Annotated in this window: 22 protein-coding genes; 17 read left to right on the forward strand and 5 right to left on the reverse strand. The window is 71.4% G+C overall.

Going from position 1 to position 23,925, the window contains the following annotated elements:
- Positions 1–3 precede the first annotated feature (3 nt).
- Positions 4–1,323, reverse strand: coding sequence for an NAD(P)/FAD-dependent oxidoreductase (locus QWZ14_RS03000; protein WP_290315084.1), 1,320 nt, complete (start codon positions 1,321–1,323; stop codon positions 4–6).
- Positions 1,324–1,418: 95 nt separating this feature from the next.
- On the opposite strand from QWZ14_RS03000, the gene QWZ14_RS03005 reads away from it, so the two are divergent.
- From QWZ14_RS03005 to QWZ14_RS03030, 6 genes are all read left to right on the forward strand, one after another.
- Positions 1,419–2,522, forward strand: a complete 1,104-nt coding sequence (locus QWZ14_RS03005) for an extracellular solute-binding protein (RefSeq protein WP_290315085.1) — start codon at positions 1,419–1,421, stop codon at positions 2,520–2,522.
- 98 nt (positions 2,523–2,620) lie between these two features.
- Positions 2,621–3,571, forward strand: a complete 951-nt coding sequence (locus tag QWZ14_RS03010) for a 2-hydroxyacid dehydrogenase (protein WP_290315086.1) — start codon at positions 2,621–2,623, stop codon at positions 3,569–3,571.
- Between the two features lies 1 nt (position 3,572).
- Positions 3,573–4,343, forward strand: coding sequence for a class II aldolase/adducin family protein (locus QWZ14_RS03015; RefSeq protein WP_290315087.1), 771 nt, complete (start codon positions 3,573–3,575; stop codon positions 4,341–4,343).
- On the forward strand, positions 4,340–5,437 hold the full coding sequence (locus QWZ14_RS03020; RefSeq protein WP_290315105.1) for an ABC transporter ATP-binding protein: 1,098 nt from the start codon (positions 4,340–4,342) through the stop codon (positions 5,435–5,437). The genes QWZ14_RS03015 and QWZ14_RS03020 overlap by 4 nt, the downstream gene beginning before the upstream one ends.
- Positions 5,427–6,263 carry an ABC transporter permease gene (locus QWZ14_RS03025; protein WP_290315088.1) on the forward strand — a complete coding sequence of 279 codons (837 nt, stop codon included), beginning with the start codon at positions 5,427–5,429 and terminating at the stop codon, positions 6,261–6,263. The genes QWZ14_RS03020 and QWZ14_RS03025 overlap by 11 nt, the downstream gene beginning before the upstream one ends.
- Positions 6,263–7,048 (forward strand): ABC transporter permease, encoded by a 786-nt coding sequence (locus QWZ14_RS03030; RefSeq protein WP_290315090.1) that lies wholly within the window; start codon positions 6,263–6,265, stop codon positions 7,046–7,048. The genes QWZ14_RS03025 and QWZ14_RS03030 overlap by 1 nt, the downstream gene beginning before the upstream one ends.
- A 21-nt stretch (positions 7,049–7,069) precedes the next feature.
- Here QWZ14_RS03030 and QWZ14_RS03035 read toward each other — a convergent pair whose 3' ends face one another.
- Both QWZ14_RS03035 and QWZ14_RS03040 read right to left on the reverse strand, forming a co-directional pair.
- Entirely contained in the window at positions 7,070–7,936 is an 867-nt protein-coding gene (locus QWZ14_RS03035) for a hypothetical protein (protein ID WP_290315091.1), read from the reverse strand.
- A 56-nt stretch (positions 7,937–7,992) separates the two neighbouring features.
- A complete protein-coding gene (locus QWZ14_RS03040; protein WP_290315092.1) occupies positions 7,993–9,570 on the reverse strand; it encodes an ABC transporter substrate-binding protein in 1,578 nt (525 codons plus the stop codon).
- 162 nt (positions 9,571–9,732) lie between these two features.
- Between QWZ14_RS03040 and QWZ14_RS03045 the strand changes: the two genes are divergently transcribed.
- The 11 genes from QWZ14_RS03045 (at position 9,733) to QWZ14_RS03095 (ending at position 22,329) form a co-directional block, all read left to right on the forward strand.
- Positions 9,733–11,349 carry an amidohydrolase gene (locus QWZ14_RS03045; RefSeq protein ID WP_290315093.1) on the forward strand — a complete coding sequence of 539 codons (1,617 nt, stop codon included), beginning with the start codon at positions 9,733–9,735 and terminating at the stop codon, positions 11,347–11,349.
- The gene (locus QWZ14_RS03050) at positions 11,349–12,290 is read left to right on the forward strand and encodes an ABC transporter permease (RefSeq protein WP_290315094.1); all 942 of its coding nucleotides are present in this window, start codon (positions 11,349–11,351) and stop codon (positions 12,288–12,290) included. The genes QWZ14_RS03045 and QWZ14_RS03050 overlap by 1 nt, the downstream gene beginning before the upstream one ends.
- On the forward strand, positions 12,287–13,141 hold the full coding sequence (locus QWZ14_RS03055) for an ABC transporter permease (RefSeq protein ID WP_290315095.1): 855 nt from the start codon (positions 12,287–12,289) through the stop codon (positions 13,139–13,141). Before QWZ14_RS03050 ends, QWZ14_RS03055 begins: the two co-directional genes overlap by 4 nt.
- A gap of 148 nt (positions 13,142–13,289) precedes the next feature.
- On the forward strand, positions 13,290–14,870 hold the full coding sequence (locus tag QWZ14_RS03060) for an ABC transporter substrate-binding protein (RefSeq protein WP_290315096.1): 1,581 nt from the start codon (positions 13,290–13,292) through the stop codon (positions 14,868–14,870).
- A gap of 11 nt (positions 14,871–14,881) precedes the next feature.
- Positions 14,882–16,315: an amidohydrolase family protein gene (locus QWZ14_RS03065; protein WP_290315097.1), complete on the forward strand. Its 1,434-nt coding sequence runs from the start codon at positions 14,882–14,884 to the stop codon at positions 16,313–16,315.
- Entirely contained in the window at positions 16,312–17,292 is a 981-nt protein-coding gene (locus tag QWZ14_RS03070) for an ABC transporter ATP-binding protein (protein WP_290315098.1), read from the forward strand. Before QWZ14_RS03065 ends, QWZ14_RS03070 begins: the two co-directional genes overlap by 4 nt.
- A complete protein-coding gene (locus QWZ14_RS03075) occupies positions 17,289–18,350 on the forward strand; it encodes an ABC transporter ATP-binding protein (RefSeq protein WP_290315099.1) in 1,062 nt (353 codons plus the stop codon). Before QWZ14_RS03070 ends, QWZ14_RS03075 begins: the two co-directional genes overlap by 4 nt.
- Positions 18,351–18,689: 339 nt before the next feature.
- The gene (locus QWZ14_RS03080) at positions 18,690–19,331 is read left to right on the forward strand and encodes a GNAT family N-acetyltransferase (protein WP_290315100.1); all 642 of its coding nucleotides are present in this window, start codon (positions 18,690–18,692) and stop codon (positions 19,329–19,331) included.
- 129 nt (positions 19,332–19,460) lie between these two features.
- Complete coding sequence (locus QWZ14_RS03085) at positions 19,461–20,288, forward strand: tellurite resistance TerB family protein (RefSeq protein WP_290315101.1); 828 nt, start codon at positions 19,461–19,463, stop codon at positions 20,286–20,288.
- Between the two features lie 117 nt (positions 20,289–20,405).
- Positions 20,406–21,575 carry an iron-containing alcohol dehydrogenase gene (locus tag QWZ14_RS03090; RefSeq protein WP_290315102.1) on the forward strand — a complete coding sequence of 390 codons (1,170 nt, stop codon included), beginning with the start codon at positions 20,406–20,408 and terminating at the stop codon, positions 21,573–21,575.
- Between the two features lie 208 nt (positions 21,576–21,783).
- Entirely contained in the window at positions 21,784–22,329 is a 546-nt protein-coding gene (locus tag QWZ14_RS03095) for a hypothetical protein (protein ID WP_290315103.1), read from the forward strand.
- Positions 22,330–22,356: 27 nt separating this feature from the next.
- Here the strand turns inward: QWZ14_RS03095 and QWZ14_RS03100 are convergent, their stop codons facing one another.
- Both QWZ14_RS03100 and QWZ14_RS03105 read right to left on the reverse strand, forming a co-directional pair.
- Entirely contained in the window at positions 22,357–23,232 is an 876-nt protein-coding gene (locus tag QWZ14_RS03100; RefSeq protein ID WP_290315106.1) for an EAL domain-containing protein, read from the reverse strand.
- 233 nt (positions 23,233–23,465) lie between these two features.
- Positions 23,466–23,925: tripartite tricarboxylate transporter substrate-binding protein (locus QWZ14_RS03105; RefSeq protein ID WP_290315104.1), on the reverse strand; the 460-nt coding region annotated here is incomplete at its 5' end.

A 23,925-nucleotide genomic window follows, 5' to 3' on the forward strand; every position in this document is an offset into this window, starting at 1 on the left:
CGGTCAGGCCGCCATGCGGTCGATCCGGTCGCGCAGCCGGTACCAGCCGCCGATCAGCGGCAGCACCCAGGCCGGGTTGCCGGCATAGAAGGGCCGGGTTGGGAAGGGCAGGCCGTCGAGGGCGAAACGGTCGTTCGCCGCCCCGGCCAGCTTCATCGCCACATTGTGCCCGAGCCAGGTGGCCATGGCCACGCCGCTGCCCTGGCAGCCCGCGGCGTAGTGGATGCCGTCCTGCACCCCAATATGCGGCAGGGAGTCGAAGGTGAAGGCGACGTTCCCGGTCCAGGCATGGGTGATCCGCACCTTCGCCAGCTCGGGGAAGCAGGCGGTCATGTAGCCGTGCAGCGCCGCCGCCGTGGCCTCGGCCGTCGCCGCGCGGAAGCTGGCGCGGCCGCCCCACAATATGCGCTTCCCGTCCGGGCTCGGGCGGAAGTAGTTCAGCACCCGCTTGCTGTCGGAGATCATCCGCCGCCCCGGGAAGAGCCGCTCGATCGTCGCCTCGCCCAGCTCCTCGGTGGCGATGATGTAGCTGTTGAGCGGCACCAGCCGCCGCGCCAGCCAGGGGCTGGCGGTGCCGCGCGCATCGAGCGAATAGCCGTTGGTGGTGACCAGCACCGCATCGGCGCGGATCTCGCCCTTGTCGGTGGCGATGCGGAAGCCCCCCGTCTCCTCGCGGATCTTCTGCACCCGCACGCCATCCACCAGCCGCGCCCCGGCGCGCTCGGCGGCCGCGGCCAGCCCGCGCGCGTACTTGCCCGGATGCAGGCTGCCGGTCGCCGCCGCCAGCATCCCGCCGTGGTAGTGGTCGCTGCCCAGCGCCTCGCGCTGGCGTTCGCGCGGCAGCATGCTGGTCGGCAGCCCCGTGAGTTCGGCCAGCATCGCCGCCTTGGCCGCCATCGCGCGGTAGTGGCCGGGCGACCAGGCGGCGGCGAAGCGGCCGCAGCGGATGTAGTCGCAGTCGATCCGCTCGCGGGCGATGGTCTCCTCGATGAAGGGCAGGCTGGCCGCCGCCGCCTGGGCGATCGCCTTGCCCCGTTCCACCCCATGCGCCCGCTCAAGCCCGCTGCCCGCCACCTTCAGCCCGCCCGAGACCATGCCGCCGTTGCGCGAGGAGGCGCCCCAGCCGATCCGCTCGGCATCCAGCACCACCACCTCCCGGCCCAGCCGGCGCAGGGTCAGCGCCGCCGAGAGCCCGGCATAGCCGCCGCCGACCACGACCACGGCCGCGCGGTCGGGCAGCGCGGCGTCGCGCCGCGGCGGCTCGGCCGCCTCCCACCACCAGGGGCTGGTCTTGAAACCGGGGGCGAACAAATGGTCGGACATCGAATGGAGGGCTCCCCGGCCGGCGCCGAATGCGCTTTGATCGGTCCGGGTGAGGTTCACGCCGACGGCTCAACGCCGCAAGAGGGGCAATGCCCATGCAGAGTTTCCAGCAGGACTGCGTCGCACTGGCGCTCCGCCAGTACCGCCGTGGTCATACCAGCCGTCGTACCCTGCTCCGGGGCCTCGCCGCGCTCGGCGCCATCGCCGCGGGGAGCGAGGCGGCGGCGCAGGCCGAGCGCCAATTGGTCATGGTCAACTGGGGCGGCCTGGCCAACGAGGGCTTCGGCAAATTCTACGGCGCCCCCTTCCTGGCGGAGACGCCGGGCTGGAAGGTGGCGCAGGACAGCACCGGCCCGGCGACGGGGCGCATCCGCAGCATGGTCGAGAGCGGCCGCACCACCTGGGACCTCTGCGACAGCTCGGCCAGCGGCGCCAACCTGCTGGGCAAGCTCGGGCTGGCGACCAAGATCGACTACTCCATCGTCGACCGCGGCAACGTCATCGGCCCCGGCTTCGCCCTGGAATACGGCGCCGCGCCCTATTCCTTCAGCAGCGTGCTGGTCTACGACAGCGCCAAATTCCCGACCGGCCCGACCTCCTGGGCGGATTTCTGGGACACCCGCAAATTCCCCGGCACGCGGCTGCTGCGGCGGGACGCGACCTGCACGCTGGAAGCCGCGCTGATGTCCATGGGGCGCGACCCGGCCGCGCTCTACCCGGTCGATACCCGCGCCGCGCTGAAGCGGGTGCTGGAGCTGCGGCGCAACCTGGTGATGTGGACCAACGGCAGCGAGTCGGAGCAGCTGATGCGCACCGGCGAGGCGGTGATGGGCCAGATCTGGCACACCCGCGCCACGGTGCTGGAGAAGGAATCCAACGGCCGGTTCAAGTTCCTCTGGAACCAGGCCATCCTGCAGCCCGGCATCTTCGTCATCCCGAAGGGCAACCCGGGCGGGGAGATGGCGCAGCGGCTGCTCGCCAGCATGCTGGCGAAGCCGGAGCCGCAGGTCGGCCTGCTCGGCCTGCTCGGCAACGGCCCGACCAACCCCCGCGCCGCCGCGCTGGTGCCGGCCGAGCTGCGCCGCTTCAACCCGACCGACCCGGAGAACGCGAAGCAGCAGGTCGTCATCGACGGCGCCTGGTGGGGCGAGAACTACCAGGCGGTGAACCAGGACTACATCGACGCGGTGACCGGCTGAGCCAAAGGGCCGGGCCGCCGGGGCCCGCCCTGGCCCGTTTCCTGCTAGATGCCGGGCCGAGGCTGCGGCAGGGTCACGGCCGGCAAGATGAGGTCCGGATGTCGTCGCAACGTCTGATGGTGGTGAAATCCGGCGGCGAGGAAGCCTTCGCCGAATGGCGCGCCTGCTTCGGCTCGCTCTCTCCCGGCCTGCGGGTCCGCACCTGGACGGACCCGGAGGTGCGGGCGGAGGAGATCGACTACGCCCTGGTCTGGGACCCCGAGCCGGGGCGGCTCGCCGCCATGCCGCGGCTGCGGGTGGTCTTCGGCTCGGGCGCCGGGGTCGACGGCATCGTCGCCGACCCTGCCTATCCGCTGCACATCCCGCTGGTGCGGATGAGCATCCCGGAGGCGACCGAGCGCATGGGCGAGTATTGCTGCTGGGCGGCGCTGTCGCTGCTGAAGGACGCCCGGCGCATGGCCATCGCCCAGGCCGCGGGCCGCTGGGAGGATTTCGAGCCGCCCTACCGCGCCAGCCAGCGCACCATCGGCATCATGGGCCTCGGCAACATGGGGGCGCGGACGGCGGCCATGCTGCAGGGCATCGGCTTCCCGGTCATCGGCTGGTCGCGCGGCCGCAAGTCGGTGCCCGGCGTCGAGAGCTTCGCCGGCGCGGCGGAGCTCGACGCCTTCCTGGCGCGGACCGATATCCTCATCTGCCTGCTGCCGGCGACGCCGGAGACGCGGCACATCATAAGCGCCGCGACGCTGGCGAAGCTGCCGCGCGGTGCCGGCTACATCGGCGCCGGGCGGGGGATGCAGCAGAAGCTGGACGACATCCTGGCGGCGCTCGACGACGGCCAGCTCGGCGGCGCCGTGCTCGATGTCTTCGAGCCGGAGCCGCTGGCGCCGGGACATCCGCTGTGGTCGCATCCGCGCTGCACCGTCACCGCCCATGTCGCCAGCCTGCCGTCGCGCATGGAGCGCGCCGCCGCCGTCGCCGCCGCCATCGCCGCGCATGAGCGCGGCGAGCCGCTGCCCAACCTCTTCGACCACGCCAAGGGCTACTGACATGCCGCTTCCCGCACCGCCCCGCCGGCCCGACCCGGACCATGTCTTCACCGAGCAGGAGCTGCGCGAGGACCTCGCCGCCGCCTACCGGCTGATCGCGCTGTACGGCATGACCGACCTGGTCTTCACCCATCTCTCGGTCCGGGTTCCGGGTCCGGGGCATCGCTTCCTGGTCAATCCCTACGGGCTGCTGTTCGAGGAGATCACCGCCTCCTCCCTGGTCATGGTCGATGCCGAGGGCGAGCCGGCGCAGCCGACCGACTGGCCGGTCAACCCGGCCGGCTTCGTCATCCACTCCGCCGTGCACCTCGGCCGCGACAGCGCGCAATGCGTGATGCACACCCATACCCTGGCCGGCATGGCGGTGGCCGCCCAGGCCGGCGGGCTGCTGCCGCTGAACCAGATCAGCATGGAATTCGACGGCCGCGTTGCGGTGCACGACTACGAGGGCGTCGCCGCCGACGACAACCTCTCGGAGCGCGAGCGGCTAGTGGCCGACCTCGGCGACAGGCCCTGCATGATCCTCCGCAACCACGGCCTGTTGACCGTCGGCGCCACGGTGCGGGAGGCCTTCTACTGGATGTGGTACCTCGAGCAGTCCTGCCGCATCCAGCTCGCGGCGCAGGGCTCCGGCGTGCCGCTCGCCATCCCCTCGGCCGAGACGGTCGCGCGCACCCGCGCCCAGTTCAGCATGGGCCCGACCAAGGGCTGGCTGCCCTGGCAGGCGCTGAAGCGCAAGCTCGACCGCGAGCAGCCGGACTACCGGAGCTGAGCGCCACCGCCCACGCGCTGGAACTGCGCGACCTGACGAAACGCTACGGCCAATTCACCGCGGTCGATGCCGTCTCGCTCAGCGTCCAGCGCGGCGCCTTCCTGACGCTGCTCGGGCCATCGGGCAGTGGCAAGACCACCATCCTGATGACCATCGCCGGCTTCGTCGCGCCGAGCGCGGGCATGGTGCTGCTCGATGGCAGCGACATCACCCCGCTGCCGCCGGAGCGGCGCGACTTCGGCATGGTCTTCCAGGGCTATGCGTTGTTCCCGCACATGACGGTCGCCGAGAACGTCGCCTTTCCGCTGCGCGTCCGCGGCCTCTCGCGCGCCGACCGCGACGCGAAGGTGCGCGCCGCCCTCGACCTCGTGCAGCTCGACCGCTTCGCCGACCGCCGCCCCTCCCAGCTTTCGGGCGGCCAGCAGCAGCGGGTGGCGCTGGCCCGCGCCCTGGTCTTCGACCCGGCGCTGCTGCTGCTGGACGAGCCGCTCTCGGCGCTCGACAAGAAGCTGCGGGCGGAGCTGCAGGAGGAGCTGAAGGCGCTGCACCGCCGGGTCGGCCGCACCTTCGTGAACGTGACGCATGACCAGGACGAGGCGCTCTCGCTCTCCGACCAGGTCGCCATCCTCAACCACGGCAGGCTGATCCAGCTCGGCGCGCCCGAGGCGCTCTACGAGCAGCCGCGCACCCGCTTCGTCGCCGACTTCCTCGGCAAGTCGAATTTCCTCCAGGGGCTCGTGCAGGAAAGCCACCTGGGCGGGCTGAGGGTGCAATCCGGCGCCACCACACTGGTGCAGCAGGCGCCGCGCGCGCTGCGCCCGGTCGCCGGCAGCCCGGCGCTGCTCTCACTGCGGCCGGAGAAGATCGCCCTGCTCGCCGCCGGCGAGACCGCCGAGAACATGGTGGAAGGCCACATCGCCGCCTGGTCCTACCTCGGCGCCGGCTTCCTGCTGGTGGTCCGCACCGCCGACCTCGGCGAGATCCGCGTCACCCTGCCGTCCTGGCGCGCGCCGATCGCCCCGGCCGAGGGCCTCGCGGTCCGCCTCGGCTGGTCGGCCGATGCCGCCGTCCCGGTGCTCGACGATGCAGCGTAGCGCCATCGGCTGGTGGCTGCTGCTGCTGCCGGCCTTCCTGCTGATGACGGTCTTCTACATCGCGCCGATCCTCCAGGTGCTGACCATCTCGGTCACCGAGCCGGAGCTGGGCTTCGGCAACTACGAACGGCTGCTGACCAACATGGGCGTGCAGCGCGTGATTGGCACGACCTTGCGGATCGGCCTCGTCACCACCGTCATCGCCCTGTTGCTGGGCTATGCGCTGGCCTATGTCATTACGCTGGCCACGCCGCGGGCCCAGCGCTGGTGGCTGCTGGGTGTGCTGCTGCCGCTTTGGATCAGCGTCCTCGTCCGCGCCTTTGCCTGGGTCACCCTGCTGCGCCGGCAGGGGTTGGTGAACCAGGGGCTGCAGGCGGCGGGGATCATCGAGGCGCCGCTGGCGCTGGTCTGGAACGAGTTCGGCATCGTCATCGGCATGGTCCACTACATGGTGCCCTATGCGGTGCTGCCGATCCTGGCCTCGATGCGGGAGATCGACCCGCGGCTGCTGGCCGCCGCGCGCGGCCTCGGCGCCTCCCGCCGCACCGCCTTCCTGCGGGTCTTCCTGCCGCTCTCGGCACCGGGGCTGGTGGCGGCGGGGGTACTGGTCTTCATCTTCTCGCTCGGCTTCTACATCACCCCGGCCATCCTCGGCGGCGGCAAGACGCTGATGGCCGCCGAATGGATCAAGCTGCAGATCCTCGACATCATCCGCTGGGGGCTCGGGACTATGCTGGCGACGGTCATGGTGGTCGCCATCCTGGTGACCCTCGGCATCTTCTCCCGCATCGTCGACCTGCGGCGGATGTTCGGGGCGCGCGCCTGATGGGTGGCTATAAGGCCGGGCCTCTCGCCCGCATCATCGCCTGGGCGACGGTGCTCTACCTCATCCTGCCCATCACCATCGTCCTGCCCGTCTCGGTCACCGACCAGCGCTTCCTCTCGCTGCCCGAGCACGGCATCAGCTTCCGCCACTACGCCAACCTGCTGGGCTCGGAATCCTGGCTGAACTCGATCGGGCAGAGCGCGCTCATCGCCGTCGCCTCGACGGTGATCGCCGTCGTCGCCGGCACGCTCTGCGCCATCGGCTGCTGGCGCATCGGCCGGCGGAGCACGGAACTGCTGCGCGCCGTCATGCTGCTGCCGCTGATCATCCCCTCGATCGTCTATGCGATCGGCCTCTACCGCTACTTCGGCAGGCTCGACCTGCTGGACCGCTTCCTCGGCGTGACACTGGCGCATGGGGTCACCGGCATCCCCTATGTGATCATCACCGTCTCGACCGCGCTGGCCGCCTTCGATCCGCGGCTGGAGCAGGCGGCGCGTGGGATGGGCGCCAGCCTCGGCCAGACCCTGCGCTGGGTGATCCTGCCGCGGATCTTCCCCGGCATCGCCTCGGGCGCGATCTTCGCCTTCATCCACTCCTGGGATGAATTGGTGATGGTTCTGTTCATCGCCAGCCGGCAGGTCTTCACCCTGCCGCGCAAGATCTGGGACGGCATCAACGAGAACCTGGATCCCAGCATGGCCGCGGTCGCGGTGCTGCTGATCCTCTTCACCATCGCCCTGCTGGCGGTGGACGGGATGCTGCGGTCGCGGCGGGACCCCTGAGGGCCCCGCCGCCCCTGCCGCCTACCGCCGGTTGAGCAGCATCCCCAGCATGAAGCCCACGGCGCCGGCGCCGAGCAGCGCCAGCAGCGGCTCGTTGCGCACCACGCCGCTGACGTATTCCCCGGTCTGCGCCACCGCCTCGGAGCCCTGCTTGTAGGCCTCGTTGCCGGCACGCGTCAGGCTGTCGCCGGCCTGGCGCGCCATCTGGCTGGCCGAGGCGCCGACCTCGCCGGCCTTCTCCCTGGTCCGGTCCCAGGCCTCGTCGGCGGTGTCGGCGGTCTTCTCCGCCAGGTCGCTGGCCTTGTCCTTGGTCCGGTCCCAGGCCTCGTCGGCCTTGGCGGCGGCGCGGTCGACGACCTCTCCGGCCTTGTTCGCGGCCTCGCCGGCCTTCTCCTTGGTCCGGTCCCAGGCCTCGTCGGCCTTGGCGGCGGCGCGGTCGACGACCTCTCCGGCCTTGTTCGCGGCCTCGCCGGCCTTCTCCTTGGTCCGGTCCCAGGCCTCGTCGGCCTTGGCGGCGGCGCGGTCGACGACCTCTCCGGCCTTGTTCGCGGCCTCGCCGGCCTTCTCCTTGGTCCGGTCCCAGGCCTCGTCGGCCTTGGCGGCGGTCCGGTCGGCGACCTCGCCCGCCTTGTCCGTGGCCTTGCCGGCGGCGTCCTTGGTCTTGTCCCAGGCCTCGTCGGCCTTGGCCGCGGTGCGGTTGGCGGCGTCCGCCGCATTGTCCCCGGCCTTGTCGGCGGCCTGGTCCATGGCCTGGCCGGCCTGGCGCACGGTATTGCCCGGCGGGCCGCCCGCCATGCCCGGAGCCTTCTGCCCAGGGGTCGCGCCCATCGCGTCCTTGCTGTGGGCACCCACCGCGGCGGCGCCGCTACCCTCGATCCGATCGCTCATTGCGGCATCTCCTTGCGTTGCGCAGCGGGAACGCCGGAGGCGGGCGGCGGTTCGGGCTACTTCTTCTCCACCCCCCAGAAGACCGGAACGGTCGTCGGCCGTAACCCTTCGATATTCGCCCGCCGCGCGCTCAGCGTCCGGTATTGCCCCGCACTGATATAGGGCAACACTTGGTAGGCCCGGGCATGCACCTGCTCCAGCACCTCGCGCCGCTTCGCCACGTCCGGCTCCTCCCACCAGGTGCGGCGCAGCCGCTCCAGCTCGGCGTCGCAGGGCCAGCCGGCCAGCCCGCCCTCGCACGGGGAGGCGAGGTAGAGGTTGGTCAGCGGGTTCTGCGCATCCAGCACGTTGGCGATGGTCACGAACAGGTTCCAGCCGCCCTGGTCCTGCGACTCGCGCCGGTTGCGCCGCTGGGTCAGCGTCGCCCAATCCATCGAGGGCAGGTCCATGTTGAGCCCGCCGCGCTGCAGCGCCGCGCCCATGGTCAGGGTCACCGCATTGTTGGTCGGGCTGTCGGTCGCATTGAGGAAGACCACCTTGCGGCCGTCGTAGCCCGCCTCCCGCAGCAGCGCGCGGGCCTTGCCGAGGTCGACGGTGCGCAGCCCCTCCGCCCCGGCATGGCTCTCGAGCGGCGTGCCGCAGAGGAAATAGGCCGGGCAATAGGGCACCTGCTCGCTGGCGCGGATGCCAGCGGCGTCGAGGTTTTCCTGCTGGTTGATCAGGTGCAGCAGCGCCCTCCGCGCGCGGGGATCGTCGAAGGGCGGCTGGGTGTGGTTGATCCGCAGCCAGACCACCGAGCCGGCCGGGTTCAGGGTGAACATGCGGATGGCGCGGTTCCGCTCCAGCGTCGGGATCAGGTCGGGGGAGGGGACCTCGAGGAAATCCAGCTCGCCGGATTGCAGCGCCGCCGCCGCCGTCGCCGGATCGGGCATCGAGAGCCATTCCAGCCGCTCGATTTTCACCACCTTGCCGCCGGCGAGCCCATCGGCCGGCTCGGGGCGCGGCCGGTAGGCCGGGTTGCGGCGGTAGACCGCGCGGTCGCCGACCCGCCATTCCGCGGCCTGGAAGATGAAGGGGCCGGAGCCGGTGGCCTCGGTGATGGCGGTGGTCGCCGGCGTTTGCGCCAGCCGCTCCGGCATGACGAAGAGGGCACTCGCGGTCGGCCGCGCCAGGGCCTCTGTCACCAGGGCGAAGGGGCGGGCCAGCACCAGGGTGAAGGTCTTCTCGTCCACCACCTCCAGCGACCCGGTCGCCGCCGCCAGCGCCCGGCCCACCACGTCCCGCTGCGCCCAGCGCCGGATCGAGGCGACGGCATCCGCCGCCCGCACCGGCGCGCCGTCGTGGAAGGCGAGGCCCTCCCGCAGGGTGAAGCGCCAGGACATGCCGTCGGCCGAGCGTTCGAACCGCTCCACCATCTGCGGCTGCGCTTCGCCCTTGCTATCGAGGGCAAAGAGCTGGTCGTAGACCATGAAGCCGTGGTTGCGGACGAAGGCGGCGGTGGACTGCACCGGGTCGAGGCTGGCAAGGTCGTTCACCAGCACGACCTTGAGCGTCTGCGCGCTGGCCGGCGCGGCCAGTGCGACGCCCAAGGCGACGGTCGCAAGCAGTCGGCTGATGCGGGATGGTGCGGCCATGGTGTCCTCTGCCCTCGGGCTATGCAGCGGCAGTGTCGCCGCCGGATTGCATCGCCGCAATGGCGGTTGACGCCACCCGCCCCCGCGGCGACCATCCGGCGCCAAAGGAGCCGCCCCGATGAACGCCGCCTCTTCGCCGCACGGCCGCCCGGACTGTCGGGTTTGATCGCTGACCTCGTGCTGGAAGGCCGCGTCTTCCGCGGCCTCGCCGGTGGGTTCGCCGAGGCCGTGGCGGTGAAGGATGGCCACATCCTCGCCGTCGGCAGCAGCGATCAGGTCGCCAACGTGATCGGCGCCGGGACGCGGCGGATCGCCCTCGGCGGCCGCGTCGCGATTCCCGCCTTCAACGAGGCGCATATGCACCTGCTGGCCTATGGCCTCGGCCTCACCCAGGTGAACCTGCGCGCCGAGGAGGTCCGTTCGCTGGATGCGGCGCTGTCGCGCCTTCGCGCCGCGGCGCAGGCCGCGCCGAAGGGTGCCTGGATCCTCGGCCGCGGCTACGACCACGGCGCCCTCGACATCGGCCGCCATCCGACCGCCGCCGAGCTCGACGCCGCCGCGCCCGACAACCCGGTCTTCGTCACCCGCACCTGCGGCCACATGGGCGTGGCGAATACCGCCGCGCTGCGCGCCGCCGGCATCGGCCACAACACGCCCGACCCCGAGGGCGGCGTCATCGAGCGCCGCGGCGGCGCGCTCACCGGCCTGATCCAGGAACGTGCCATGCACCTGGTGAAGCAGGCGATGCCGGAGCCGGGCGAGGCGCGCATGGTGGACGCGATCGCCAGCGCCTGCGCCAATCTCGCCGCGATGGGCTTCGCCTCGGCGACCGACATGAACGTGGGCATGACCGCGGGGATGGCCGAGATCGCCGCCTTCGAGGCCGCGAAATCCACCGGCCGCCTGCCGCTGCGGATGTGGCAGGTCCTCGCCGGCAACCCCGAGGGCATCGCCGCCGAGGCCTGGGCCGCCGGCCTCCGCCCGATGGATGGCGACGACAGCCTGCGCTGGGGCGCCGTCAAGGTCTTCGCCGATGGCAGCGCCGGCGGCCTGACCGCCGCCTTCTTCGACCGCTACCTGCCGGCCGATACCCGCGGGGTCTTCACCTTCCCCGACGAGACCATCCACAACCTGCTGCGCCAGTACCACGAGCAGGGCTGGCAGCTCGACATCCACGCCATCGGCGATGCGGCGATCGAGCAGGTGCTGGCCGGCATGGAATACGCCGATACGCCCGACCACCCCTTCACCGGCCGCCGCCATCGCATCGAGCATTGCGGCTTCGTGACGCGGCACCAGCGCCGCCGCATGCTGGCGCGGGGAATCCTGCCGGTGCCGCAGCCGGTCTTCCTGTACGAGTTCGGCGATACCTACGTCGCCAACCTCGGCCTCGAGCGGTCGCAATACGCCTATCCCATGCGGACCTGGCTGGAGGAGGGCCACCACCCCGCCGCCTCCTCCGACAGCCCGGTCTCGACCGTCGATCCCTTCATCAATCTGCTCACGATGCTGACCCGCCGCACCAACCGCGGCACCGTGCTCGGCATCAAGGAGGCGCTGACGCCCGAGCAGGCCATCCATTGCCAGACCTGGTGCGGTGCCTTCACCCAATTCGCCGAGGGGCGCCGCGGCACGCTCGAGCCCGGCATGCAGGCCGATATCGCCGTGCTCTCGCAGGACGTCTTCGCCATCGAACCCGATGCCATCCTGGCGACGCAAGCGGACCTCACCCTGCGCGACGGTCGCCCGATCTTCGACCGCCACGGCGAGTACGCCTGATGCTGCGCCATACCCTGCACCGCCTGCTGCTGGCCATCCCGGTGCTGCTCGGTGTGCTGCTGATCGGCTTCCTGCTCATGCAGGTGGTGCCGACCGATGCCGCCACCGTCCGCGCCGGGCCGAACGCCAGCGCCGAGGTGGTGGAGGCCATCCGCCGCGACCTCGGCCTCGACAAGCCGCTGTATGTCCAGTTCGGCCGCTACCTCGGCCGCCTGGCCCAGGGCGATCTCGGCGTCTCCATCATCAACAACGTGCCGGTGACCCAGGAGCTGGGCGCCACGGTCGGGCCCACGCTCGAGCTGATGGGGGCCAGCCTGATCTGGGCCATTCCGCTCGGCATCCTGCTCGGCACCGTCGCGGCCTATTGGCGCGCCACGATCATCGACCGCATCATCCTCGGCATCAGCGTCGCCGGCGGCTCGGTCCCGGTCTTCTTCCTCGGCCTGCTGCTGATCTGGTTCGTCGGCTTCCAGTGGCAGCTGCTGCCCTTCACCGGGCGCGGCGGGCCGCTTTATACCTGGGAGGGCATCCAGGCGATCATCCTCCCCGCGCTCACCCTCGGCGGCGTCTTCATCGGCCCGGTGGCGCGGATGACCCGCACCGCGGTGCTCGACGTGCTCTCGGCCGACCACGTCCGCACCGCCCGCGCCAAGGGCCTGACCGAGCGCCGCGTGGTGACGGCGCATGCGCTGCGGAACGCCATGATCCCGATCGTCACCCTCATCGGGTTGCAGATCGGCTTCCTGCTCGGCGGCGCCGTGGTCACCGAGACCGTCTTTTCCTGGCCCGGGGTCGGGCGGCTCGCGGTCGGCGCCATCCTGTCGTCGGACCTGCCGATGGCCCAGGGAACCATCATAGTGCTCTCCTCCGGCTTCATCCTCATCAACCTCGCGGTCGACGTGCTCTATGCCGCGCTCGACCCGCGGATGCGCGCGGCATGAACGCCATTACGCCCAAGCGCCCCGGCCTGCTCCGCCGCCTGCTGCGCGACCCGACCGCCGCTGGCGCGCTGGTCTTCGTGCTGCTGCTGATCGGCGCCGCGCTGCTGGCACCCTGGATTTCGCCGACCGACCCGCTCGACAACAACCTCGCGCTCTCGATGCAGCCGCCCGGCTCGCCCGGCCTGCCGCTCGGCGCCGATGCGCAGGGGAGGGACCTCATCACCCGCCTGCTGTTTGGCCTGCGCGCCTCGCTGCTGATGGGCTTCTTCGCGACGGCTGCCGGCGGGCTGGTCGGCGCGCTGCTCGGCTTCCTCGCCGCCTTCTACCAGCGCTGGCTGGACGGGCCGATCATGCGGCTGATGGACATGATGCTGTCCTTCCCCGCCATCCTGGTCGGCCTCGCCATCGCCGCCATCTTCGGCCCCGGCATCTTCAGCGTGGTCCTCGCGCTCTCCATCGCCACCATCCCGCTGATGGCTCGCATCACCCGCGGCAGCGCCCTGGTCACCATGCGGCTCGACTACATCGAAGCGGCGCGGGCCATCGGCATGACCGACGCCCGCCTCATCTGGCGGCACCTCGCGCCGAACTGCCTCTCCGCCATCTTCGTCTTCACCACCTTGCGCTTCGGCCAGGTGATCCTGCTGGGATCGGCGCTGTCCTTCCTCGGCCTCGGCGCCCAGCCGCCGACCGCGGAACTCGGCGCCATGGCCAGCGAGGGGCGGAATTTCCTGTTCTTCGCGCCGCATATCGCGGTGCTGCCCTGCATCGGCATCTTCGCCATCGTCTTGGCTTTCAACCTGCTGGGCGATGCCTTGCGGGATGCTTTGGATCCACGCCTGCGGTTTTAAGGCAAGGTTGGGGAGAAGGTATTCTCCCCAAGCCCCTCATCTATTTCTATAAGTAAGACAAGGCTTTAACTCATGGTTTCCAAAGGCCCTTCGGCCTTTGGTAGGGGGTCCTAGGGGGACAAAGTCCCCCTAGCCACAGGAGACGACGATGAAAACAACAATCGCCGCCGCATTGCTCGCCCTGTCCGCCGGCACCGCGCTCGCCCAGCCCGCGCCGCGCAATACCCTCGTCATCCTGCGCGAGATCGACGCCGACAATTACGACCCGCCCCGCTCCACCGCCCGCTCCGCCGGCGAGAGCCTGTATATGATGAGCGACACGCTGGTCTCGCTCGACTGGGACATGAAGACCGTCCGCGCCGGCCTCGCCGAGCGCTGGGAGGTCAGCCCCGATGGCAAGACCTATACCTTCCACCTGAAGCGCGACGTCACCTTCTGCGATGGCAAGCCCTTCACCGCCCGCGACGTGGTCTACACCATCAACCGCTGGCTCGACCCGGCGACGCGCAGCCCGGTCCGCTGGCGCGCCGGCCCTGTGAAGGAAATCCGCGCAATCGACGACTACACGGTGGAATACGAGCTCACCGAGCCTTACGGCGAGCTGCTGTATCAGCTCAGCCTCTTCTTCGCCTCCATCGTCGACCAGGCGACGGTCGAGAAGCTCGGCGCGAATTTCGGCGTGCAGGGCTTCAACGGCACCGGTCCCTATTGCTGGACGAGCTGGACCCCGCGCCAGGAGCTGATCCTGACGAAGCACCCCCGCTACACCTGGGGCCCGCCGCTGTACCAGAACCCGGCGCCGCAGGTGGACCGCGTCATCTGGCGCGTGGTGCCGGAAAGCCAGACGCGCCTCGCCGCGCTGCAGACGGGACAGGCGGATGCGACGCAGTACATCCCGCCCATCGCCATCAGCCAGCTCCGCCGCATGCCGAATGTGCGCATGTCGACGCAGGAGAATTATTTCTGGGATCATTTCGTCGGCTTCAAGGTCGACAAGCCGGTGGTGAACGACCCCGCCGTTCGCCGCGCCATCAACCAGGCGGTCAACCGCGCCGCCATCGTCCAGGCCGTCTGGTTCGGCAATGCGACGCCGGCCGATGGCTACATGAACCCCAACACCGCCGGCTACGACGCCGAGGCCGCCAAGCTGGTCCCGAGCTTCGATCCCGAGGCCGCCCGCCGCACGCTCGATGACGCCGGCTGGACCATGGGCAGCGACAATGTCCGCGCCAAGGACGGGCTGCGGGCCAGCTTCCTGGTCTATGCCCTCAACACCCAGCAGGGCCGCCAGGTGCTGGAGGCGATGCAGGCCGACCTGCGCCGCGTCGGCATCGAGATGAAGATCCAGGTCTGGGACGCGACCGTCGGCTGGGGCCGGCTGGCGACGCAGGAATTCGACGCCTTCATCATGTCCTACCCCTATGTCACCGCCACCGACGGCATGGCGCTCTATTTCGACAGCCGCAACAAGCCGACGCCCAACCGCATGAACTGGACGAGCCCCGAGACAGACCGCGCCCTCGACCAGGCCAAGGTCGCGCTCGACCCCGCCGTGCGGCTGGCCGCCATCGCCGAGGCGCAGCGCATCGTCTCCGCGGCCAATGTCTGGTTTCCCATCGCCCGGGAACAGATCTGGGTCGCCTCCTCCATGCGGGCCGAGGGCATCCGCGCCCATGGCATCTACGGTGTCGCGCTCTACAAGGGCCTCGACATCCGGCTGACGCGATAAGGACCCCGAATATGCCCATCACCGTCATCCGCAACGCCGATGTCCTCCTCGCCTGGGACGACGCCACGCATCAGCACGTCTACATGCCGAACGGCGACCTCGCCTTCGAGGAGGGCCGCATCCTGTTTGTCGGCCGCGATTACGCCGGCCCGGCGGATGAGACCATCAGCGGCACCGGCATGATGGTCATGCCGGGGCTGGTGAACATCCACTCCCACCCCTCGTCGGAGCCCATGAACAAGGGCTTCACCGACGAGGTCGGCACGCCGGGCCTCTACAATTCCTCGCTCTACGAATACCTGCCGATCTTCCGCCCCGACCCGGGCGCGGTGCATAGCTGCGTCAAGGTCGCGCTGTCCGAGCTGCTGCTCTCCGGCGTCACCACCGTCGCTGACCTTTCCATGGCGCATCCCGGCTGGCTGGACCTGCTGGCCGAAAGTGGCATGCGCGTCTGCATCGCGCCGATGTTCCGCTCCGCCCGCTGGTTCACCAAGAACGGCCATGTGGTCGAGTACGAATGGGATGCCGCCGCCGGCGAGAAGGCGATGGCCGAGGCCTTCACCCTGGTCGAGCGCGCCGAGCAGCACGAGAGCGGCCGCCTCTTCGGCATGGCCGTCCCCAGCCAGATCGACACCTGCACGCCGGAGCTCCTGAAGGACAGCCGCGAGGAGGCCCGCCGGCGCGGCATCTCCTGGCAGATCCACGCCGCGCAGTCGGTCACCGAATTCCACGAGATCACCCGCCGCCACGGCTTCACCCCGATCGGCTGGCTGCACGAGCAGGGGCTGCTCGACGACCGCGCCATCATCGGCCACGGCATCTTCCTCGACGATCACCCGAGCACGCCCTGGCACACCCGCCGCGACCTGGAGATTTTGTCGGAGACCGGCACCACCGTCGCCCATTGCCCGACCGTCTTCGCCCGGCGCGGCATCACCCTGAAGCACCTCGGCCGCTACAAGCGCTCGGGCGTCAACATGGGCATCGGCACCGACACCTACCCGCACAACATGCTGGATGAGATGCGCCTCGCCGCCTACCTCGCCCGCACCCAGGCGACCGACCCGCGCAGCCTGACCACCACCGAATTGTTCGAGGCGGCGACGGTCGGCGGCGCCCGGGCGCTGGGCCGCGAGGATATCGGCCGGCTCGCCACCGGCTGCCGCGCCGATTTCGTGCTGGTCGACATCACCCACCCGATGATGCGCCCGGCCCGCGACCCCATCCGCTCGCTCATCTACGCCGCCGGTGACCGCGCGCTGCGGTCGGTCTATGTCGATGGCCGCAAGGTGGTGCAGGATGGCGAGGTGCTGACCATGGACTACCGCGCCGCCGCCGAGCACCTGCATGAATCGCAGCAGCGAATCGCCGATCAGGTGCCGAAGCGCGACTGGGCGCATCGCTCCGCCGACCAGATCTCGCCGCCGAGCTTCCTCTGGAAGTGACCGGGGCGCCCCTGCTGGCGGTCAAGGGGCTGCGGACCAGCTTCCGCACGCCCAATGGCGATTTCGCCGCGGTCGATGGCGTGGACCTCTCCGTCCCGCGCGGCCGCACCCTCGGCATCGTCGGTGAGAGCGGCTGCGGCAAGTCGGTGCTCTCGCTCTCGGTCATGGGCCTGGTGCCGCGCCCCGGCCGCGTCGCCGCCGGCCAGGTGCTGCTGGAGGGGCAGGATCTGCTCACCCTGCCGCCGGCGGCCATGCGCCACATCCGCGGCGGCGAGGTGGCGATGATCTTCCAGGAACCGATGACCTCGCTGAACCCGGTCCACCCGATCGGCGCCCAGATCACCGAGGCCATGCGCGCCCACGACCCCGGCGCGACCGACCTCCGCGCCCGCGCCATCGCCGCCCTGGCCCGCGTCCGCATCCCCGCGCCGGAACGCCGCTTCGACGAATACCCGCACCAGCTCTCGGGCGGCATGCGCCAGCGCGTCATGATCGCCATGGCGCTGGCATGCGCGCCGAAGCTGCTGATCGCCGACGAGCCCACCACCGCCCTCGACGTCACCGTGCAGGCCCAGATCCTGGATTTGCTGCGCGACCTCCAGGCCGAGACGGGCATGTCCATCATCCTCATCACCCACGACCTCGGCGTGGTCGCCGAGATGGCCGACGAGGTCGCTGTCATGTATGCCGGCCGGGTGGTCGAACGCGCCGCCGCCCGCGACCTCTTCGAGGACCCGCAGCACCCCTACACGCTCGGCCTGCTCGGCTCCGTCCCCCGGCTCGACGAGGACCGCCCCCGGCTGCTGGCGATCGAGGGCACCGTCCCGCCGCCCTTCGCCCTGCCGCCCGGCTGCCGCTTCGCCCCGCGCTGCCCCTTCGCCGTCGCCGCCTGCGAGGCCGCGCCGCCGCCGCTGCGGGAGATCAGCCCCGGCCACCACGTCGCCTGCCTCCGCGCGCCGGTGGAGCTCGCGGCATGACCGCGCCGCTGCTCGAGGTGCAGGGCCTGGCCAAGCACTGGCCGGTCAAGCAGGGCATGATCCTGGCCAGGCAGGTCGGCACCGTCCGCGCCGTCGATGGCGTCTCCTTCACCCTCAACCGCGGCGAGACCCTGGCCCTGGTCGGCGAATCCGGCTGCGGCAAATCCACCACCGCCCGGCTCGTCCTCCGCCTGATCGAGCCCTCCGCCGGCACCGTCCGCATCAACGGCGCCGACATCACCGGCCTCTCCGCGCCCGAGCTGCGGCGAATGCGCCGCCAGGCCCAGATCATCTTCCAGGACCCCTTCGCCAGCCTGAACCCACGCCTCTCGGTCGGGGAGGCCATCGCCGAGCCGCTGGTCGTGCACGGCATCGGCGATGCCGCCAGCCGCACCGCCCGCGTGCATGAATTGCTCGGGCTGGTCGGCCTCGCCCCCTGGCAGGCCGAGCGCTTCCCGCATGAGTTCAGCGGCGGCCAGCGCCAGCGCATCGGCATCGCCCGGGCGCTGGCGGTGCAGCCCGACCTCATCGTCTGCGACGAGCCGGTCTCGGCGCTCGACGTCTCGATCCAGGCGCAGGTGGTGAACCTGCTGAAGGACCTGCAATCGCGCTTCGGCCTGGCCTACCTCTTCATCGCGCATGACCTGGCGGTGGTGAAGCACATGGCGGACCGGGTGGCGGTGATGTACCTCGGCCGCATCATGGAGGTGGCCGACCGCCGCAGCCTGTTTGCCAATCCGCGCCACCCCTATACCCGGGCGCTGCTGGCGGCGATCCCGCACCCCGATCCGCGCCGCCGCGGCAAGGTGACGCCGCTCGGCGGCGACGTGCCGAGCCCGCTGAACCCGCCGCCCGGCTGCCGCTTCCACACCCGCTGCCCGCTGGCCCAGGCGATCTGCCGCGAGGTCGAGCCGCCCGACGTGCAGATCGGGCCGGGGCATCACAGCGCCTGCCATTTCGCGGCGGAACTGCCGCCGCCGGAGCACGACTTCAGCGGCGGGCTGACGCCGGTGGCGGCGCGGCGGCTGGCCCTGTTCGCGGCAAGGGAGGCGGGCTGAAGGGTGGGGCGCCGGGCTCCGCGCCGCCTGGACGACAGCCAGGCCATGAAGAGGCAAGGCAACTTTAAGAAAAAATATTTTTAATGCCAGTCTCGTGCAGCCGATTTCCTGCCCCGCCTGATCGGATGGGAAACTTTCCCAGAACGGGAGCCACCCCCAAGAAATATCCCATCTGTCATAATCCATGGCATGCTTGGCCGATTTGCCTTTCCTCATGGCCATGACATCTGATGTAACCATGGCGGCGGCGAGCCTGGCGAAATCCTTGGTGCCTGATTGCATTCGGCACCTCCGGACCAGCGGCTCCGGCCTCCGTGTGCACAATCTCAATGGGATCACATGCCTTCCCCAAGGCCGCAAAAGGCCCTCAGCTATCGCCCGATCGGCAACGATCAACTGGGTATTCTCGACACGATCGGCCTGGATACCGCCCAGGTCGAAGACTATCTCGGCCCCCTCGCGGATATCCTCGACGCGGTCCGCACCGGTCCCTCCCATGCACTGATCGGCATTCATGCCGAAGGTCGCCTGATCGGCTTCTACGTCATTCACCCGGATCGCCGGGATGCCACCTGCTGGTGGCTGGGCTGGTTCATCCTGGCACGCTCCCAACAGGGGCTTGGCCTCGGCCGGACCATCCTGGCACGGGTCATGGCGGGCCTTGCCGCCGTGCCGGCCTGCCGCCGCATCCGCCTGATCGTGGTGCCCGAGAATGAGGGTGCCATCGCGCTCTACCGCAAGGTCGGCTTCCGGTCCGTCGGCGCGCTTCCCGGGACGGGCGACATCATCATGGAATGCGCGCTCCGCTCCGATGTCCCGGTCGCCGCCCCTGCCCGCCTGACCGCCCTTTGCCCCATTGCCAGCCGGCATGGGCGAAGGCGCATGCGGTTGCGTCCCAGGACAGGGCCGCATGCCGCCCGCGCCATCGGGGTCGAGCGCGGACCCCCTGCCGGCATCCAGCGCCGATCCGCCGCAGCCTGAGGCTGTCGGAACGCGCCGGCCGGCCGGCTTGAGCCTCTGCCCGGGGCAGGCGGATCAACGCCTCGGCCGTATCCGCGCGACATGGTGGGACGGCGGCCGAAGGCGGCTCCTGCCAGGGTGCGAACATGGATGAAATTTCACCACCAGCTTGACATGCTCGGCCGCGGTTCCGACCTGGGCGGCATGATCAATGCGAAAGCGCTCTTCGACAGCTTCCTCGGCCAGGCCCAGGGCCAAGTCCAAGGTCAGGCCCAGGGTCAGGCTCCCGGCCAGGGCCAGGGCAGGCCCGGCGCAGCGGCCGGCTTCATGGATCAGGCCAGGTCCGCCCTGAACAATATCCATGGCGGCAGCTTCGCCGGCGGCGCCGCGACGGGCGGCATCCTCGGCATGGTCCTCGGCGGCAAGGGCGTCAGGAAGATGGCCGGCGGGATGCTCGGCTACGGCGGGGCGGCGGCGCTCGGCGCCCTGGCGCACCGGGCCTACCAGAACTGGCAGCAGGGCCAGTCCCCGGCCAGCGCCCCGGTGGCCACCCAGGCCGAGACCGAGACGCTGGACCAGCGCTTCCTGCCCGCCGCCGTCCCGGCCGCCGATGGCCAGCCCTTCGAGCTCGCGCTGATCCGCGCCATGGTCGGCGCCGCCAAGGCCGATGGCCACCTCGACCCCGAGGAGCGCAAGCGCATCTTCGAACGGGTCGAGACCCTCGGCCTGGACGCCGAGGCCCAGGCCTTCGTCTTCGAGGCCCTGGACCAGGACATGCCCGTCTCCGCCATCGCGGCCGCGGCGCAGACCCCCGAGCAGGCCGCCGAGCTCTATCTCGCCGCCCGCATGTCGATGGATCCGGACCAGGCCGCCGAGCGCGCCTGGCTGGGCGCCCTGGCGCATCGGCTGAAGCTGGACCCCGCGCTCGCCGCCCATCTCGACCGCCAGGCCGATGCGGGGCTGCAGCCCGCGGGCTGAAGGCGGGCACGGCGGGAGGCGCCGGTCCCCTGGGGCATGGGGTCATCCCCCAACCTTCCTTCGCCGCCCCGCCCCACCTATTGTCCGCCCCAAACCCCCAGGGGAGGATCCTGCCCAATGACCGCCACCATCGTCTCGCCGCGCCTGATGCGCATCGGCGGCGGCGCCGTCGCCGAGGCCCCCGAGGTGCTCCGCCTCCTCGGCCTGTCCCGTCCCCTGGTCGTCACCGACCCCTGGATGGTCTCCTCCGGCACCATCGACCGCGCCCTGCTGGCGCCGCTGCGCGCCGCCGGCATCGCCTTCGCGGTCTTCAGCGAGACGGTGCCCGACCCGACCGATACCGTCATCGAGGCCGGCGCCGCGGTGCTGATATCCGGCGACCACGACTGCCTGATCGGCTTCGGCGGCGGCAGCCCGATGGACACCGCCAAGGCCATGGCGATCCTCGCCGCCGCGCCCCCCGGCGCGAAGATGCGCAGCTTCAAGGTCCCCGCGCAGGCCGACCACGGGCTGGTGCCGATCCTCTGCATCCCGACGACCGCCGGCACCGGCTCGGAGGCGACGCGCTTCACCATCGTCACCGATACCGAGACCGACGAGAAGATGCTGATCGCCGGCCTCGGCGCCCTGCCGCTGGCCGCCATCGTCGACTACGAGCTGACCTTCAGCGTGCCCCAGCGCACGACGGCCGATACCGGCATCGACAGCCTGACCCATGCGCTCGAAGCCTATGTCTCGAAGCGGGCCAACCCGCATGCCGACAGCCTGGCGCTGTCGGCCCTGCAGCTCATCGGCCGCCACCTCCGCCCGGCCTATCACCAGCCGAAGAATGCCGCCTCGCGCGAGGCGATGATGCTCGGCGCCATGCAGGCCGGCCTCGCCTTCTCCAACTCCTCGGTCGCCCTGGTGCACGGCATGAGCCGGCCGATCGGCGCGCATTTCCACGTCCCGCACGGGCTCTCGAACGCCATGCTGCTGCCGGTAGTCACCGAATACGGGCTCACCGAGGCGCTGCCGCGCTATGCCGAGGCGGCGCGCGCCATGGGCGTCGCCACCCGGGAGGACAGCGACGCCGCCGCCGGCACCCGGCTGCTGGAGGAGCTGCGGGCGCTGAACCGCGAGCTCGGCGTGCCGACGCCGAAGGACTACGGCATCGGCGGCAACCGCTGGGAGGGGCTGCTGCCGCTGATGGCGCAGCAGGCGCTCGCCTCCGGCAGCCCGGCCAACAACCCGCGGGTGCCGGACGAGGCGGCGATCATCGACCTCTACCGCCGCGCCTATGGCTGACCCGGCGCACCGCCCCGCCGGACGGGCTGGTTGATCTGGCAGGCAGCCTGTCTCCGCCAGGTGGTTCCACCCACCGGCGGTTTGCTCTAGACCGGGGCCATGCCGACGGCAGGCGCCGCGCCGCACCGGCGGGTGCCCCGCCATCGGCCGTCCGACATCGCGGCGCCGCCCGGCCGGGGCGCGCCGCCGCACCGCGACAGGAGTGGGCATGAGCGAGCAGACCGCACCGAAGGCCGCCAAGCTGTCGCCCGAGGAGGCGAAGCTCGAGGCCCAGCGCATCGCCGCCGAGCAGAAGGCGCTCGGCCGCGTCCGGGTCGCCGGCTGGGTGCCCCGCCCGCTGGCCAAGGAGGCCGAGGCCCTGCTGGCGGCGCTGCTGGAGGCTGGCCGCGAGGCGACGCCGCCGGCCGCCGCGCCGCGCGAGGACCCGGCCGCCGCCGCCCGCTGGCAGCAGGCGCAGCAGGCGCTGGAGGCGGTGCGGGCGGATGCGACCGAGGCTGCCGCCGCCCTGGACGGGGCCCGGGGGGGCGATGCCGAGGCCGGCGCGGCGCTGGAGGCCGCCCGGGCGGAGGCCGCCCGCCTGCGGCAGGAAGCCGCCGCGGCGGCGCAGTCCCTGGCCGAGTCGGAGCGTCACCGCAGCCGCGCCGAAGGCCATCTGGCCGAGGCCCTGGCCACGCTGCGCCAGCTCCAGCCGCTCAGCACGCGGCTCAAGCAGCCGGGGCTGCGCACCGCCCTGGCCCGCCGCCTGCTGGGCTGAGGCCCGGCGCCGCGGGCCGGTTGGGGTTCAGGACAGGCGGCCGCCGCGCCAGCCGCTGCTCCAGCCGGGCAGCGCCTGCGCCGGGATCGGCCGGCCGATCATGTAGCCCTGGGCGTGATGCACGCCGAGGCTGCGGACGGTCGACCAGAGGCGGCGGTCCGAGACCCCCTCGGCGATCACCTGCCGCCCGGCGGCATCGGCCAGCCGCACCAGGCGCCGCACCTCGCGCCGGGCCTGGCCATCCGTCGGCAGCCGTTCCACCAGGGAGCGGTCCAGCTTGAAGGCGCCGAAGGGCAGGCCGAGCAGCCAGTCGCGGTCGTCGTGCAGGATGATGTCGTCGAGCAGCACCCGGTAGCCGCCGGCCCGCAGCCGCAGCAGGGCGCGGTGCAGGGCGGAGCGGTCGTGCACCGTGGTCGTCTCGGTCAGCTCCAGCGACAGCTGCCCCCGCCGCAGCCCGCCCAGCCGCATGGTCCGGTGCAGCCAGGCCGGCAGGTCCGGCGCCAGCAGCTGCCCGAGCGGCAGGTTGACCGAGACCTTCAGCCGCAGCGCCTGCCATAGCGGCGCCACCTCCCGCACGGCGCGGGAGGCCACCAGCACCGAGAGGGCGCGGGTCAGCCCGGCGCTTTCCGCCAGGGGCACGAAGCGGTCGGGCGGCACCGGCACCGTGGGCCGGTGCCAGCGCGCCAGCGCCTCCACCATCACCGGGCGGCGGTCGGCCAGCCGCACCACCGGCTGGTAGTGCACCGAGACCTCGCCGTTGCAGAGGCCGGCCGCCAGCGCCGCGGCGTCGCGCAGCACCGGGTCGGCCGCGGGCGGCAGCACCGGCGCGGGCGCCGCGCCGTCCAGCAGGCCGGCGGGCAGCGGCGGCCGGGCGAGGTGCCGCCGCACCCCGTGTCCGGCCATGGTCAGCACGGCGGGCGGAGCCCGGCGGCGACGCGGTCCGCAACTTGCGGCTGCATAAACATGAATAAGAAATCTTTCCGCTCGATCCATCTCCAGTATGGAGATGCGCCGACCCCCAGAACATGCCTCATCTACAAAAGATCGGCTATAATTTGAGACTATACGGGAGTTTGACCGCCCGGCGGGGCCGGCGGCGGCACTGGGCCGGGCGGCTGAAGCGCGCCGGTTAGGCCTCAATCCTGTCGTGCAACCCAGGGGTCGGTGGCCCAGCGCCGCGACAGCTCGCTGGCCAGGCGGCGCAGCGGCGGCGCCCAGGCGGCCTGGCCGAGGAAGGCCGGCACGTAGCCCCTTGCCTCCGACTGGGCGGCGAATTCCGGGTCGGTGACGGCGGCCTGCAGGGCACGCAGCAGCGGCTCCAGCAGGGCAGGGGGCACCCCCGCCGGCGCGGCGAAGCCCCGCCGCGCCACCAGCGCCAGCGGAATGCCCTGCTCCGCCAGGGTCGGCACCTCCGGCAGCAGCGGGCTGCGCCGCTCCCCGGCCAGGCCCAGCGCCTGCAGCTGGCCGTCGCGCAGTGCGCCGATCGCCTCGGGCGCCGCCAGCATGGCGCAGGGGATGTTCCCCGCCATCACCGCCTGCCGCGCCGCCGCGGCCTGGGCGAAGGCCAGCAGCCCCAGCCCGAGCCGCCGGGCCAGC

It is taken from the genome of Paeniroseomonas aquatica, from assembly GCF_030409335.1.
Classification (GTDB): domain Bacteria; phylum Pseudomonadota; class Alphaproteobacteria; order Acetobacterales; family Acetobacteraceae; genus Belnapia; species Belnapia aquatica.